This window comes from Pseudoalteromonas galatheae, from assembly GCF_005886105.2.
Lineage (GTDB): Bacteria > Pseudomonadota > Gammaproteobacteria > Enterobacterales > Alteromonadaceae > Pseudoalteromonas > Pseudoalteromonas galatheae.
The window spans coordinates 2,577,375-2,591,690 of record NZ_PNCO02000001.1; the positions used below are offsets into that span (position 1 = coordinate 2,577,375).

General features: G+C 41.7%; 15 protein-coding genes. 10 read left to right on the top strand and 5 right to left on the bottom strand.

Annotation, left to right across the window (positions count from 1 at the left end; genetic code table 11):
* The first annotated feature begins 8 nt into the window (after window positions 1-8).
* From CWC29_RS11380 to CWC29_RS11390, 3 genes are read left to right on the top strand one after another with little or no spacing between them, the layout of a single operon-like run.
* Window positions 9-854, top strand: coding sequence for a transketolase (locus CWC29_RS11380; RefSeq protein ID WP_128726962.1), 846 nt, complete (start codon window positions 9-11; stop codon window positions 852-854).
* Entirely contained in the window at window positions 838-1,806 is a 969-nt protein-coding gene (locus CWC29_RS11385) for a transketolase family protein (RefSeq protein ID WP_138521142.1), read from the top strand. The genes CWC29_RS11380 and CWC29_RS11385 overlap by 17 nt, the downstream gene beginning before the upstream one ends.
* Window positions 1,807-1,817: 11 nt before the next feature.
* Window positions 1,818-2,735 (top strand): AAC(3) family N-acetyltransferase, encoded by a 918-nt coding sequence (locus tag CWC29_RS11390; protein ID WP_128726964.1) that lies wholly within the window; start codon window positions 1,818-1,820, stop codon window positions 2,733-2,735.
* A 51-nt stretch (window positions 2,736-2,786) separates the two neighbouring features.
* On the opposite strand, the gene CWC29_RS11395 is transcribed toward CWC29_RS11390, so the two are convergent.
* Window positions 2,787-3,248, bottom strand: coding sequence for a 3-hydroxyacyl-ACP dehydratase FabZ family protein (locus CWC29_RS11395; protein WP_138521140.1), 462 nt, complete (start codon window positions 3,246-3,248; stop codon window positions 2,787-2,789).
* The gene (locus CWC29_RS11400) at window positions 3,245-4,219 is read right to left on the bottom strand and encodes a YhdH/YhfP family quinone oxidoreductase (protein WP_167815424.1); all 975 of its coding nucleotides are present in this window, start codon (window positions 4,217-4,219) and stop codon (window positions 3,245-3,247) included. Before CWC29_RS11400 ends, CWC29_RS11395 begins: the two co-directional genes overlap by 4 nt.
* Window positions 4,220-4,361: 142 nt before the next feature.
* Between CWC29_RS11400 and CWC29_RS11405 the strand changes: the two genes are divergently transcribed.
* Window positions 4,362-4,604, top strand: coding sequence for an acyl carrier protein (locus CWC29_RS11405; protein WP_039496786.1), 243 nt, complete (start codon window positions 4,362-4,364; stop codon window positions 4,602-4,604).
* A gap of 54 nt (window positions 4,605-4,658) precedes the next feature.
* On the opposite strand, the gene CWC29_RS11410 is transcribed toward CWC29_RS11405, so the two are convergent.
* Window positions 4,659-5,963, bottom strand: a complete 1,305-nt coding sequence (locus CWC29_RS11410) for a DUF4910 domain-containing protein (protein WP_138521136.1) — start codon at window positions 5,961-5,963, stop codon at window positions 4,659-4,661.
* Between the two features lie 172 nt (window positions 5,964-6,135).
* Window positions 6,136-6,678, bottom strand: coding sequence for a hypothetical protein (locus tag CWC29_RS11415; RefSeq protein ID WP_128725604.1), 543 nt, complete (start codon window positions 6,676-6,678; stop codon window positions 6,136-6,138).
* 213 nt (window positions 6,679-6,891) lie between these two features.
* Here CWC29_RS11415 and CWC29_RS11420 point away from each other — a divergent pair, with 213 nt between their 5' ends.
* The 5 genes from CWC29_RS11420 (at window position 6,892) to CWC29_RS11440 (ending at window position 11,307) form a co-directional block, all read left to right on the top strand.
* Window positions 6,892-7,641, top strand: coding sequence for an SDR family oxidoreductase (locus CWC29_RS11420; protein WP_128725603.1), 750 nt, complete (start codon window positions 6,892-6,894; stop codon window positions 7,639-7,641).
* 101 nt (window positions 7,642-7,742) lie between these two features.
* Window positions 7,743-8,090, top strand: coding sequence for a phasin family protein (locus CWC29_RS11425; protein WP_017216260.1), 348 nt, complete (start codon window positions 7,743-7,745; stop codon window positions 8,088-8,090).
* 62 nt (window positions 8,091-8,152) lie between these two features.
* Window positions 8,153-9,919: a class I poly(R)-hydroxyalkanoic acid synthase gene (gene phaC / locus CWC29_RS11430; RefSeq protein ID WP_138521134.1), complete on the top strand. Its 1,767-nt coding sequence runs from the start codon at window positions 8,153-8,155 to the stop codon at window positions 9,917-9,919.
* Between the two features lie 108 nt (window positions 9,920-10,027).
* Complete coding sequence (locus CWC29_RS11435) at window positions 10,028-10,705, top strand: glycine-rich domain-containing protein (RefSeq protein WP_138521132.1); 678 nt, start codon at window positions 10,028-10,030, stop codon at window positions 10,703-10,705.
* Between the two features lie 113 nt (window positions 10,706-10,818).
* Complete coding sequence (locus CWC29_RS11440) at window positions 10,819-11,307, top strand: hypothetical protein (RefSeq protein ID WP_128725600.1); 489 nt, start codon at window positions 10,819-10,821, stop codon at window positions 11,305-11,307.
* A 3-nt stretch (window positions 11,308-11,310) separates the two neighbouring features.
* Here CWC29_RS11440 and CWC29_RS11445 read toward each other — a convergent pair whose 3' ends face one another.
* The gene (locus tag CWC29_RS11445; protein WP_138521130.1) at window positions 11,311-11,781 is read right to left on the bottom strand and encodes a DUF4920 domain-containing protein; all 471 of its coding nucleotides are present in this window, start codon (window positions 11,779-11,781) and stop codon (window positions 11,311-11,313) included.
* A gap of 139 nt (window positions 11,782-11,920) precedes the next feature.
* Between CWC29_RS11445 and CWC29_RS11450 the strand changes: the two genes are divergently transcribed.
* Window positions 11,921-14,149 (top strand): TonB-dependent receptor domain-containing protein, encoded by a 2,229-nt coding sequence (locus CWC29_RS11450; RefSeq protein ID WP_138521128.1) that lies wholly within the window; start codon window positions 11,921-11,923, stop codon window positions 14,147-14,149.
* Window positions 14,150-14,316: the final 167 nt, after the last annotated feature.

The window sequence follows — 14,316 nt, forward strand, 5'->3', positions numbered from 1 at the left end:
GGAATGTAATGAGTTATCCAGAATTAACTGAGTTTGCACGTACCATGAGGCAAAAGATACTCGATATTAGCTACCACAGTGGCACATCTACTCATATTGGTGGTGCTCTGTCTATGACTGATGTCATGGCGGTACTCTACGGAAAAGTACTTAATTTTGACGCCCAAGATCCTCGCTGGCCAGAACGAGACCGTTTCATTTTAAGTAAGGGCCACGGTGTACTTGGATTTTATCCTGCACTGCTTGGCGCAGGCATCATTTCTCAAGAAGTTTTTGATACCTTTCAACAAAATGGCAGTGATCTAATCGCCCACCCCGTGATGAATCTTGATTTAGGGATTGAGTCCTCTAATGGTAGTTTGGGTCACGGCATATCAATGGCGGTCGGAATCGCTTTCGCGGCTAAAAAACAAGCAAAGCCTTTTCATACCTATACATTAGTTGGTGATGGTGAAACCAATGAAGGCTCCGTATGGGAAGCTGCAATGTTGGCATCCCACCTAAAACTGGACAACCTAACCGCTATCATAGACTACAACAAACAACAAAATGATGGCTTTGGAAAAGATGTACTTCACATCGACAATATGGCAGAACGATTTCGTGCTTTTGGCTGGCATGTTATTGAAGTTGACGGTCATGATATTGATGCCATTGTTGAAGCTTTTGAAGAAGATCCTCTAAATAAGCCTAAAGCCATCGTCGCTAATACGATTAAAGGAAAAGGTGTTTCTTTTATGGAGGGCGATAACTCATGGCATCACAATCGTCTAACTAAAACTAATTACGAAGCAGCTGTCGCTGCCCTCAATAATTCAAATAACGAAAGGAGCGACAATGGAAATAACGTCTAAAAGTGCACGTCAGTGGGCAAGACTCGGTCCGAGAGGGGTGTATGGTCAAGCTATTCTTGCCATAGCAGATAAGCACGATGACCTTATGGTAATGTCAGCTGATTTGGCAAGTTCATCTGGGTTAGAACGTTTTCGCACGACCTACCCAGATAAGTTTCTTAATGCTGGTATTGCAGAGCAAAACATGATTGGCGTAGCAGCAGGACTTGCAAAGGAGGGGTACAATGTTTTTGCCTCTTCCTTTTCACCCTTTATCGCCATGCGGGCAAGCGAACAAATTCGAATGAATTTGGGCTACATGGAGCTAAATGTTAAAGCTGTCGCAATCGGTGGTGGAATAAGCATGGGCTTTTTGGGGAACTCTCACTTCGGAATCGAAGATATGGCGGTCATGCGTGCTATCCCAAATTTAACCGTTGTATCCCCTGCAGACTGTGTCGAAGTCGTGAAGTTAGTAGAATCTGCTGCCAGTTTCAAAGGCCCCATGTATATACGCCTCACAGGCACAGCAAACTGTCCAATCGTCTACACAGATGATTATGAATTTGAAATAGGAAAATCAATTCTGCTTAGGGAAGGGGCTGATGTAACTCTTATCGCTTGTGGCTCAATGGTTTACCAGTCTTTGCAGGCCGCCGAATTACTCGCGGAGCAAGGAATATCGGCATCCGTCATTAACATGCATACTATCAAACCTTTGGATGAAGCTAGACTGCAAGAAATCATCGCAAAAGGCAGACCTATTATCACCGTCGAGGAACACTCTAAAATTGGAGGCCTTGGTAGCGCCATTGCTGAATATTTATCGCCTCTGGGCTGTGGTATTCGTCACCTCTCTGTTGCCCTACCCGATGCATACATAAAAACAGGTGATTACGATTATATGCTTGGCGAGCAAGGGTTGGACGCAAAATCAATAGCTCAAAAAGCAGAAACATTTCTCACTAAGTAATTGGATTAAAGATGCAATTTGAACATAATCATCATTCTGTCACTCAAGCGCTTGATAATATCGTATCAGCAGTACAATTGAGCTTTAATCAATGTCAAAGTGATGTATATTGGTTGTCAGTTGATTTTCGTATGCTGATTGCTGCAACAGGTGTAAAGCACACAGAAGCACACAAAGCGGCAATATATATTGTTGATTCATTGGTAGCACAACTCAAACCTAATGAGTCTTTACTTGTTTCGTCGTTTTACTTTAGTTTTCCTCACAGTAAAGCGTTTTCTCCCTACAAGAGTGAAGTACAAACCGGTGCTTTTGGTGCAATGTTGTTAGCCCAATATCCGCAACACAGAGTTCAACAACCATTTTATTCATTTTTAGTTTTTGGCCACGCCTACCCCTCCCTCACACAAAATTATATCGCTAAAAGCACTGGACCCGATTCCATTTTTGAGTGGGTGATAAAAAACAACACTCAGCTCACCTGTGTTGGGCATCACTATGTAAAATCACTCTCAAGCATTCACCATGCTGAGCATTGTGCCGATGTTGATTATCGCTACGTCAAAACATTTTCAGGTTCACTGCTCTTACACAACACCAAAGAGCAGCACATTGAAACTCAGTTTTATGTTCGAGACTTAGATACCTGTGACTTTTCTTCTTTAACCCATACTGGAGATAGAGCTTTTAGAGAAGCAGCAGTTATTGAATCCCAACTCTTATCCACACTAAAAAGACCTCTTCTCATTCACAGCATCAACCTACTCTGTGCACATGAAATGATGTTGCAAGATCTAAATAGTGGAAACAATCGATATGTTGATTACTTTGGACCGATGAAACAAGAGCATGAAGTGATCACCGGAAAGGTCGCAGATAAACTGTATACCAAAGAGTTAAACGCGCTAATTAATACCCAAAGCTGCTGATAATTAATGCCCTTTTACGACCAACAGTTAATTCAGGCTATTGGTCGTAAATCATTCAGCTGACTTAGGTACCGCCATTAAGTGTGGAGAAGCATAACTAAATGTGCCTACGCAAATTTTTGTGCCGTCACACAAAGCAATTACTTCGCCCTTACATATCCCCCTTCTCATAGAAAGTATGGTTGCTTCATAGCGCAACTCCGAGCAATTGGTCACTGTGACTGCCTTCATCAGTTTAACGTTAATATTGTTTACATAAGCCCGATGCTCTCCGTGCTCAAAAGAGTCGTAAATCAGTAGCACCAACGTTTGTAACATACCTTCGATTTGCAATGTGCCTGGCATGACTCCAGATTTTGGTAAATGACACTCAAAAAACCAATCATCAACTGAGATAGACTTTGTCGCAATAGCCGTTTTCCCTTTCTCAATCAACTCGTAATTATCGATCATTAAAAAAGGGGGGGTTATATCCAAAGCGGTAGATATTTGTTCCGCAGTTTTCATCATCATTTAGCCTCCATATCCACTACAACTCTGCCATATATATTCTGCTCCTTAAAGTTTTCAATAGCACAACTGACCCCTGCTAATTTCACTTTTTTGTAGACATCGCAAAGCGCAGAACTTCGCCAAATTGAGGCCAGTTTTATCAGTAGACTTTTTCTACTTTCGACCGAGGTTCCTTCCGCGTTGATACCTATTAGGCTAATCCCACGAAGAATAAAAGGTAATACATTTGTCTCAAAATGCGTCCCCGCAACAAGCCCTGTGCTCACAACAATGCCATTCTCTGATACCTGCTTTAAAATACAAGCGAGCACATCTCCACCAGCCACATCTATGACTGCCTGCCACCTTGAGGGCAATAAGTTTTGTGTCGTCTTCACATCTGACGCATTTAAATCAACAACAGCAGTGACCCCTAAATTCTCAAGGAAAACTTTACCATTTTCCCGAGTTACACTCACTTCAACGTCATAACCAAGATGCTTGAGAAGTAATACAGCGATACTGCCAAGACCACCGCTGGCTCCAGTTACCAGCACCTTACTAACTGACTTGTCGATACCATGCTTTTCGATTGCTTCAACGGCAAGTGCCGCTGTATACCCAGCGGTTCCATATACCATTACTTCCTCTAGGCACATATTTTCTGGCAATCGGATGAGCCATTCAGCGGGTACGCATATATACTCTGCAAGACCGCCCTGATAATGCATCCCCATTGGTGTGCAAAACACAGCTACTCTATCGCCTCTTTTAAAAAGAGCTGAATTTGATTGCTCAACTACCCCACTTGCATCAAGCCCCGGAGTATGAGGGAAGCGGCGAGTCACAGCAGGATTGCCCTGGCAGGATAAAATATCTTTATAATTTAAAGAGGAATAGTGCACTTTTACGAGTACTTCAGAACTAGGTAGATGTGTTACTGGCAAGCTTTTAACTCGATATGCAAATTCTCTTGGAGGTTTTTTTTCCACTACGAGTGCATTATAGTATTCTGTCATGGCAAGTGTGTTTTAATATATCAAGATACAGACATTCTTTTATAGATGCTATTGATAGTCAACGAATATTCTTTCACAATAATAGTCATTGCTCGTCGTCAAATAGGAACAATAAATGAGTAACTTAGAAAAGTACAATCAGGCCTTTATTACAGCTTTTGACATCACTGAAGCACAGCTCACCGATGACTTCGGCTATCAAGCAATTCCAGAGTGGGACTCAGTCGGTCACATGGGACTAGTTGCAGAATTAGAAGATGCATTTGATATCATGTTAGAAATGGAAGATATCATAGACTTTAGTTCATACGGAGAAGGGAAAAACATACTTAAAAAGTATGATGTTGAAGTTGTATAATAACTAGTTTAAAAAATGATAGCACAAGCTTAAAGCCTGGCTATCATTCCGCTTCTAAAGCATTTCAAGAACACTTTGTTGCTCCAGTTTACTGAGCGCACTTTCCATATCTACTACACTACAACCCGATAAGTTCGCAATATCTATTGTGTCATGCTTTCCATCGCTATAATTGAGTAGCATCCTGATATGATTCAACTCTTCTAATTGGCCAACTCTTTCTTTGCTGAAAAAGCTCAATGTCGGATACAGCCCTCGCTTGCCTAAATTTGGTTCACCATAAGGAAACTTGTTCTCGAACGTTGCTGTCTGCTCCAACGCAATAAGAATCTTCTCAAGTTTGTCGATACTATCCAATATCGGTTTAATCCCCATATTTTCTTTATCGTCTAACGAAGTATGATACTCATTGTAACCTGCATGAAAACATCGACTCACGCAACATACTGGAAATTGAAAACCTGGCGAATTGTATTGACGCTCATCTGAACCACTTAATGGACTGAATGGAATGTTTTGGTGGTGAAAGCCATGTTCATTAAGGTGATATAGCAGTTTATCTAACAATCCATTATCGTTACGACTATGCTTGAATACTAATTCTTCAGGCTCACCACCCATACAGTTAATTACAAGACCTGAAACTAAATTTTCCTTTAAGTAATCGCCCTCTAAATGAAGCAACCCTAAACTACCAATTGTTTCTGGATGCAAAGCAAAGCGATACGAATAACGTCGCTTTGGCCAGTGCTTAATTCGGTGATATAAACCGAGCAGTACCAAAGGTCCACTGATTTCATTATTTGCCATTGATGGATGACATAAATAAGAACTAAGCAGGATTTCCTTTTTTGACTCTCCCTCAAGGACAGTCTGTGCAATATCCAAATGACCATCAACAAATTCGCTGTCAATGACCGCTTTATATATGCCGGGTTTTAAATTATCCCGAATATTCTGAGATACACAAAACCCCCACCTTTTTTTGTAATAGCTGGTCACATATGGAATGGCATTCGGTAATTCAGGAAGGCTGTAAAGGTGGTTTTGTAATTCTTCGAGCTCAATCTCAGTATTTACAGGCTCAGAGTAATTTACCACTTCCAGATTTAAACGTTTCATATCGGCGACTTTTTGCCCATCCGGATCTAGAAGGTATGCATCATTACAGTGCCACTCTTGTGGAACTGTCCAATCAAACACCGAGGTACCTGTCGGGATAGACTGAACTGTCAAGGGCATATAACGAGAGAAGATATCATAACTCTGACGCAAGCCTGGTCCCGTAATTGAACGTAATATGGGGAAAAGCTCATCAAAAAGGCCACTATAAAACAACTCTGACTCTTGATATTGCACGTTCTAAACTCCTTATTTCCCGAATATGATACACTTTATTTTTCTGGTGCGCTTATTGTTCTAAATGGATATAGTTGGCACGCCACACACTATTTCCAAAAAAATTATCCAACAAAATATAACTCTCAAAAATTACTTATACAACATACTGTTACCTTTTAGTGGTAAAAAGTTACCGCTTTCCTTTACGTTTGAGCTCCTCTAATCGCTCTCGCTCCGCCAAAATCATCTTTAACATCTGAATGCGAAGCTCCGCTTCTTGCTGTTTAAATTCGGAGAGCTGTTCTTCAAGCACTTCCACTTCATCCACTGTTGTTTGGTCACGGTACTTTTTGCTACCTACGTGTTCGATTACAGCTTGCTGCTCATCATTAGTCGCGTCGGGGTGTTGTTCGACTCTTAAAAAGCGCTGTTCTTGGGATTGCATCAGCTTATTAATTCTTTCTTGGAGTTTACGAATTTGCGCTTGAATAAGGTCCATTGCCTTTTCTAAGTTTTCATAATCCTCTTTAAATACAGGGTTATCTTCCTTATAACCTGCTGCTTCATCATCAAGCTCTTTGGAGAGCATCGCAGGTATCTCTTGCTTTTCTTCCGTATCACTTGGTGATTTCGTCTTTATCTGGTTAGCAGCAACTTGAGCTGAGCCTTGTGATTTCAATTCAGTCTGTTGCTGCAACGGTGGTAAGCCACCTTGATGTATTTGAATATCCATTTTCACTCCTTGGGATAGACACTGTTTGCTATATATCGGAAAAACTGAATAAAACTTAATTAAATTTATGTTGTGCGTTCCTAATTTCGTTTCCGCTGTCTTCAAACTGACATCAACTCGCGACCAATTTGTCATAAATACCAGCAAAAATACTAATTAAGCTAACTCGGCTAGGAAGTATGTTGGTATAGCCTCTTTTTTCGCGGGAGCGTTATGGAAAACAAACAAATTGCGGTGGTGACTGGTGCCTTTGGTGGGATTGGTTCTGCTATTACAAAAACACTCATTGAAAAAGATTTTTTTGTTGTCGCGATAGCAAGTGAAAGGCGTAATGAGGCCGACTTTGACCTCTGGCTTAACACGCTACAAATAAATCCAGCTGCGGTAAAACCCTTATTTTTGGATGTAACGCACGCTGAACAATGCCACACAGCGATGGTTCAGGTTCTACAAGAATTTGGTAATGTCGATCTACTCGTAAACAACGCCGGGATCACACGCGATTCAGCGTTTAAAAAAATGACCCACGCGCAGTGGAGCGAGGTGATCAACACCAATTTAAATTCCCTCTTTAATATGACCAACCCGGTCTTTGCGGCAATGTGCGCAAAGAAGCGAGGTCGTATCGTTAATATCTCTAGCGTTAATGGCCTAAAAGGTCAGTTTGGGCAGGCTAATTATTCCGCCGCAAAAGCAGGCATGATTGGGTTTACCAAAGCACTGGCCTATGAAGGTGCAAGAAGCGGTGTTACCGTCAATGCTGTAGCACCGGGCTACACAGAAACGCCTATGGTAAGCGCCATGCGTGAAGACGTGCTAAATAGCATAAAAGCACAAGTACCGATGCAGCGTTTAGCCACGCCTGACGAAGTTGCAGCCGCAGTTGCGTACTTAGCATCAAAAGAAGCCGGTTACATTACTGGCGAAACCCTGTCGCTCAATGGCGGCCTATATATGCAATAACCTAAATACCACCGAGGGAGCGAGCTGTACCTGATGTTCGGTGGTGCTAACTGATCACTATCATCCATTGTGTTAATTTAATCGATAACAAGGAAAAGACCATGTACAGCGATTTATTCAAAACATTCAACGAACAAACTGAGCAATTTTTTGCACCAGCGGTACAGTTTAACCAAATCGTGGCAAAAAACATCGAAGCACTATCCAAAATTCAGCTGCACTCGGCTGAGCAGATCACTAAAACATCCATTGAGCAGCTAAAGCAAGCGACTGAAATCAAAGATGCAAAATCTATGATGGATTTCAACGCAAGTCAGCTGAACGCGTTAAACGCTCTAAGCCAACAGATGATCCAAGATGGTCAAAAGCTTTCTCAATTAGGTCAAGAATTTAAAGACAGCTTAGAATCTCTTGGTAAAGAAACGCTAAAAACAGCGAAAGCGCAATAACCTGCAATTTTGGGCGACTTAGGTCGCCTTACCCGTTCAAACAACACAAAGGATCTACCTGTATGGGCACTCAAGAAAATATTGGGCAAGGGTTAACTGCGTGGTGGCAATATAACCAAGAATTGTGGCAGCTCGCAGCGACAAATTTTGGTAAAGAGAATCCATTACAAAATGCATTAAATGAGCAAAACCAAGCCGACTTACAAAGTTGGCTCAGTGCACTCAATCAGCAACCGGAAACCTTTATTAAACAGCAAAATGCGTGGTGGCAAACTCAGTTTGCTATTTTTCAAAACAGTTTTATGCCACAAACTGCCGGTGAGAAAGAAGACATTATTAGCCCTGAGCGTGGAGACAAACGCTTTATAGACCCAGATTGGCAAGAAAATCCTTGGTTTAACTACCTTAAACAAAGCTATCTTTGGTTTGGACAATCGCTACAAAACACCATTGAAAATACTCCAGGTCTCGACCCAAAACTTAAAGAACGATTAGCGTTTTTTGCAAGACAGTCCGTGAATTCAGTATCACCGAGCAACTTTGTTTCAACTAATCCAGAACTACTTAAGCTGACGCTAGAAAGTAACGGGCAGAATCTATTCGATGGACTGGCACGCTTAAAAAAAGATTTAGCCAAAAGTACTGAAATGCTTCGAGTCAGCATGACTAATGAAAATGCGTATACACTTGGAGAAGACCTTGCTTGTACGCCAGGTAGAGTGGTATTCCAAAATCACTTATTTGAACTGATCCAATACCATCCAACTACAGAGCAAGTGCACAAGACTCCCCTGCTTATCGTGCCGCCATTTGTGAATAAATACTATATTTTGGACTTGAGAGCAGATAACTCCTTGGTTAAATGGGCACTTGAACAAGGGTATACCGTGTTAATGATGTCATGGAAAAACCCTGATCCAAGCATGGCAAATATTGCATTTGACGACTATGTCGTAGACGGTGTGCTATGTGCTTTAGAGCAAACCGAAAAGCAAACAGGTGAAACGCAAATCCATACTGTAGGTTATTGCATCGGCGGTACTCTACTCACTACATGTATGGCCTATATTGCTGCTAAACGCATAAAACAAAGAGTAAAAAGTGCAACCTTACTGACCACGATTTTAGATTTCTCGCAGCCAGGTGAACTTGGCGCATTTATCAATGAGCCCACCATTAACGCACTAGAGCAGTATAATAATCAAAATGGCGTGATGTCAGGGCATCTGCTCGGTACTTCTTTTAGTATGCTGAGAGAAAACAGCTTGTATTGGAATTACTTCGTTAATAACTACCTCAAAGGCAAAGCGCCTGCCGACTTAGATTTACTCTACTGGAATAGTGATAGTACAAATCTAACCGCGGCCTGCCACAACTTTATTTTACGAGACTTATATCTCAATAATCAGCTTATTGAAGACAAGTCTGTCAGTATTCGTGGCACTAAAATTGACCTCAGTAAAGTAAAACAACCTGTCTACTTCCTATCTACCCGTGACGATCATATTGCGCTGTGGCAAGGCACTTTTGAGGGGGCTAAAAAGCTCAGCAGCCCACTCACCTTTGTGCTTGGGGAGTCTGGCCATATTGCCGGAGTGGTCAACCCGCCAAGTGCAAACAAATATGGTTATTGGTTTGATGGACAAGGCCAAGAAAACCCCGCCCAGTGGCTTGCTTCGGCAAAACATGAAAGTGGATCATGGTGGTCACACTGGGCACAGTGGCTACATCAAATAAACCCAGAACAAGTGCCAGCCCGTGCCGCACAAAGTGATGAACAACCAGGAATTTACGATGCCCCTGGAGAGTACGTCAAACAGAGTATTTAAGAAACTTACAATCGATTAGAGGCAAGAAAACTTGCTTCTAATATTTCCCGTTATTGACACATTCTATACATTCGGTCAGTCTAGGACGCAAAAATATAGGGAAATAACATGATTGGCTTTCTTATACTTGTCGCAGCATTTGTGGTCTTTGTTGGTGTATTACAATATCAAAAAGTAAAAACGATAGCTCATAGACGTACGTTTATACAAGATTACGACCTCACGCATTTAAGACCCAAACTCAGTCACCATTATCCTGAGCTTACCGATGAGCAACTGACACAGGTTGAATTTGGTCTCAAGCAGTTTTTCCAAGCGAATTTATTGCTCGAAGATCAATCCTTGGCTATGCCCTCTCGGGTTGTCGATGCGCTGTGGCATGAATTTATTTTACACACTCAAGAGTATCAATCCTTTTGCTACGAAGCTTTTGGCCGTTTCTTACATCATTGCCCATCAGAAGCGATGAAAGGGAAAAACAAAGCGCAACTCAGCCTACGTAAGACATGGCGAGCCTGTTGTAGCATCGAGCGCATATCCCCGCGTAGGCCAGCTGCTTTACCAATATTATTCGCACTGGATGCCTTACTCAACATCCCAAATGGGTATTACTACTCAGCAACTGACTTTCGTGAACCTGTTACCAAGGGCGATTCCAGCAGCACAACCTATGCAGGTCACATCGGATGTACTTCAATGGATAGTGGCGACAGCTCCTCATCATCAAGTTCTTCAAACTCAAGTTGCAGTAGTGGCTCAAGTTGCGGCAGTGGCTGTAGCAGTTAGGCTTAATACTTAATGAAGATACCTTTTACATTCGTTAACGTTCGGACCTTATATTGATGCTAAAGATTAGCTAAAATTTGTACCGATTTGACGAGTTTTGATTTGGTGTTCAAGTGTCCATTATCCATAAATATTACAGCATTATGTTTTCAGCTCTGCTGATATCAGGATGCCATCAATTGGCAGAAGGGCAGTCGCTATGGAAAATTGCCTCAGAAGGGATCATCTTTAATGGACAGCTGCAAACTCACCTTTCAGCTCCCTCAATTGCATGCGAGCAATGTGTAGTTAAACGCCAAACGGATATTCGTCCGTCAGGCCCTGCTAACTACACCTTGGTTTCTGAAAACCAAAAACTAAAAGCGATATGGGGCAAAAGTAGTAATGCCGCTTTGTATATTCCAAATAACGCCGGTAGAACCTTAATAAACTTGGCTCCGGATACCGAAACGGGTGTCTGGATTATGGACTTAGAGACTACGCCAAAGCCACTCAAGGTGGGTAAGGTTAATTATGTAATGCTTGGCGCAGAAACTTATCAAGTGGTTATCAGTCCAAGCTCACAGCGCACAAACTTTGAGTACGCTGTACTTGTAAAATAGCATTTATTTAGTTGCTAGAATAGTTACTGCATTAGGCTTAAGCCTAACTAAACTCATTCCCTCGGTAACTTCGCTTTCATCAAACACCTCGCCATTTTCGTGTGCTCTGTGGGCTAAATAACGCTTGGTTTTCTCAATATTTAACTCAAACTGCTCAAGGACGCCGGTCGCATAAGCGCGCTTACCAATGGCAGACATTGGGAAAACCATATCGCCATCACGTACCTTTACGTTTATCTCCTCGCCATTATCTACTTTCAGCGTCATCCAACAACCACGCTTTTTACACACTTTGACCACTTCACCTGATAGCGTGATCTCACTTCCCGTATACCGCTCTGTGTTTTTCAGTACGTCTGCAGCTGTAACGAGCTTGTTCATGTTCGCACCACCGCCAAATTCATTTGTTTTAGCGTCTGCTGTTGATACAAAAAGTGTGACAACGAAACCACAGAGTAATTTGTTTATCTTCATATTTTTTCCTTAAAAGTCAGAATAGTAACGCCTTTAACTATATAACTATAAGTAATTATTTATTGCAATTAGATCTTATAACAACTAACATCCACGCCGCAACTGCAAATAGTAATTGTTTTTATTAAGGATTAATAATATGAAACTCTCTACTCTCTCTTTATCCATTCTTGCAACGTTCTGCGGCTGGAATACATATGCTGAAGCGCCTTCGTCGACCAATTCCGATATTGAAAAAATTGAGGTATTGGGACATAAATTAGCAACATTGAACCATGATGTTGCCGCGTCAGTTTCTGCGCTAACAGAAGAGCAAATAGCACGGCAACAAGCGTCAGATCTAAACCAATTACTCAAGACTCTCCCCAATGTTGAACTATTTGGTAGCGTGACTCCGCTCTCTGGACAACCCGCCATTCGAGGACTGTACGGTGAACGAATACACATCTCTGTAGACAATGTGAAGCGCAAGATTGATTCCGACGGCAGCCAAAATATCGCGCAAATTAATTCTTTGGGAATAAACCCAGATCAATTGAAGCAAGTGCAAGTATTACGAGGTGCCGATTCTTTAACCGTTGGCTCTGGGGCAATCGGGGGAAGTATACGTCTGGTTACCAAGAACGCTGCTGATTATCTAAATGATCAGCATGGCTTTGGCGGCAAAGCTTCGGTCACACATTTATCTGTGTCGGATGCCAACGATATTAACGTTAGTCTATTTCACCTAAATGATCAGAGTGATACAGTCCTGTCTATTGGCCAAGTGGAGTTTAACGATATTGATGTAGTGGCAGACACCAAAGCCACAGAAGATGATAGTATCCAGCAGATCAGTAAAATAAAGAATCAGTCAAAACGTCAAAACCTCGCGCTTAAAAATACATGGTACATCGATGAATACCATACTTTGAGTAGTAAAATTGATTACAGTAAAACCGAGTCAATCGATCAGCCGTATGCCCAGCGCATCGATTTAGCATTGGCCTATCCTACGCTTGCTGAAGATTACAAAAATGACTATTTGGAAGGAATGCTCAACTATACATATCAAGGAGCTAGCGAGCTGATCGACTTGGATGTACAAGCATTCTATTCGCGCAAAACCTATGATGAAATCACCAAAGGTTATATTGAACGCGGCAGCAACAAAATTAACTATGATGGTGAAAAAAATGGAGAAAGTACGCGTAAAGGCCTGAGAGTTGCTAACTTGGCTACCTTCAACGGCAAGATAAAGCACAAATTAGCCATTGAAGCGCAGTACGAGTCCGAAAGCTTCGACCAACAACAATGGGACGAAAACCCTACTAATAAATCAACTTACTATGGCGATAGCGATGCCTCGAATTGGTCTATTTCTGTTATCGATCAAAGTCAGTTTTTAAATGAGAGATTACTCCTGACAGGTGGTGTGAGATTCGATAAATACACCCGTTCAAGTAATCACTTTGTCGCCTATTCCGATAATGATGATTCTGAGCTCTCTAGCGAGTTGGGAGTAACTTTTAAAGTCGTGGATTATCTTAATTTTTACGCTAAAGCCGCAGAGGCATTTCGAGCCCCTTCGCTCCAAGAGTTGTATAAAAAAGACGAGTGGAGATGTCATATTGGTGGAAAAATTTGCTTTAGCGAACCACAACCAGATTTAAAAGCCGAAGACTCTCAAAGCTACGAAGTTGGTTTTGGTTTGAGCTGGCAGGACTTATCCTTCGCGGATAATTTCAGCGTAAAAGCCATGTACTTCGATAGTGAGATAAATAATTACATCGACAATGTACCTTTTATGTATTACATCGATGAAAGCGGCAATAAGCAACTCGGCTCACCCGGTCCTAAGCCCAGCAATGGTGTGCCTGTCGCCACACATCGTGACTACAGTGCAAAAAATATTGGTAAGTTATTCAGTCATGGTATTGAAATTGAAGCACAGTATTCATTCAAAAAATTAGATATCTACCTTGGGTACGCCTCTATGAATATGGATGTCGTCGGTGTACCTAGTTTCTTTTTAGGCACTATTGACTATACGCGCCAACCATATTCTGAAGCACCAGCAGATAAGCTTACTTGGAATACCAATTATCAATTGAATAGTAATTTAAATCTGGGTTTTCAATTATTACACTACAGAGCTCAACAGCGCCTTAGCGAAGATCTCATCACACGCGGATACGGTACCGGTACCTATACTATCTACAACCTCAACGTAAAATACCAAGGCGAGGGAGTATTATCAGGTTTCTCTGCCCGACTTGGTGTAGACAACCTAACGGATAAGCGTTATTTGCGCGCGCCAGCAAGTGAAGCGAACGACCCCGCAGAGCTTGGAAGAAACATTAAAGCAACAGTGAGCTACCAATTTTGACAAAGCAAATGTGGTTTTAGAACAAAAATGCCGACTTTACGTCGGCATTTTTAACATCATTTTAGTTTTTGCTAGTTATACCAATTGAATTAATTCTCTAATCAATTTGAAGGGTGAAATAGCATATTAGCTTCGTTAAAAATTTCTCATTTAGAACAACTAAATAG